This window comes from Bacillus sp. LR--39, from assembly GCF_053613335.1.
Genome location: NZ_JBSIOT010000154.1, coordinates 1 through 1,412, shown reverse-complemented (window position 1 = coordinate 1,412; position 1,412 = coordinate 1). Strand labels below are relative to the sequence as shown.

The window sequence follows — 1,412 nt, the reverse complement described above, 5'->3', positions numbered from 1 at the left end:
AGGGAGGCGCTATGATCACAATACCGATTGACCGCTCCAAGGGCGCGGAATATATTTATCACCAAATCTATCAACGGATTAAAGAAGAAATTTTCAGCCGCAACCTTTTGCCGGGGAAAAAGCTCCCATCCAAGCGAGAGCTCGCCGAAACATTGAACGTCAGCATCAATTCGGTCAACGCCGCCTACCAGCAGCTTCTGGCAGAAGGTTATCTTTATTCGCGTGAAAGAAAAGGCTTTTTTGTAGAGCAGATCGAAACGTTCCACGCCAGCCGTCACCCCGGTCCCCTTCAATTGGAAAAAGAACTGGTTGAAGAGCCTGAAAGCAAAGACGGCTGGATCTCGTTTTCCCATATGAGCGTCGATACGGCGCATTTTCCGTTTAAAACATGGCTTCGCTGCGAACAGAAAGCGGTTTCTTCACATGTTGACGAACTCGGAGAAATGACGCACCCGCAAGGCGTCTACGAAGTGCGCCAAACGATCGCACGCTTTATCGCTTTAACGAGAGGCGTCAAATGTCTCCCCGAACAAATCGTGATCAGCGCAGGGACGCAGTCCTTAATTCACACGCTCCAGGACCTTCTCCCCGCCTCAGCCGTCTATGCGATGGAGGAGCCGGGATACAGCCGCATTTATCGACTGCTGAAAAATGAAGGAAAAGAAGTCGCCACGATTCAGCTCGACCATAAAGGAATGCGGATCAGCGAGATTCACCGTCTGAATCCGGACGTTTTATTTGTCACGCCTTCACACCAGTTTCCAACAGGAATCATTATGCCGGTATCGAGGAGGATTCAGCTTTTAAACTGGGTTTCCGACGGGGCAAACCGCTATATTGTGGAAGATGATTATGACAGCGAATTTAAATACGGGAGCGATACGATCCCCGCCCTGCAAAGCCTTGACCGCTCTGAAAAAGTCATCTACATCGGCACTTTTTCAAAATCGCTTCTTCCGGGCCTGAGAATCAGCTATATGGTACTGCCGCAAAAGCTGCTGAAGCGATACAGAAAAAGGCACCATTTCTCGATTCAATCGAGCAGCGTCTTAACGCAGCTCGCCCTGCAGGAACTGATCGAATCGGGGGAGTACCAAAAGCACATTAAGAAAATGAACCAGATTTACGAAAAAAAGCGGACAAGGCTGATCGGAAGCCTTGTCAAACACTTTAACGGCCGGGTCAAAATTAAAGGCGAGAGCGCAGGCCTTCACTTTGTGGCCGATTTTGAAACGGATAGAAGTGAAGAAGAGGTTTTATTAAGAGCAAAGGAAAGGCGGGTCGAGGTTTACGGCATGAGTCGGTTTACGTTAAAGAAAGAGCAGACAAAACATGAAGGAACGGTATCGCTCGTGCTCGGATTCGCCAAAATCGCTGCCGATCAGATCGACGAAGGGACTGCCAAGCTTTAT

1 protein-coding gene is annotated in these 1,412 nt (G+C 49.0%); it reads left to right on the top strand.

Features of this window, described 5'->3' with window-relative positions:
- Positions 1-11: 11 nt before the first annotated feature.
- A partial coding sequence (gene gabR / locus ACWHAR_RS21305) for a MocR-like transcriptional regulator GabR (protein WP_452087746.1) occupies positions 12-1,412 on the top strand: 1,401 nt, incomplete at its 3' end.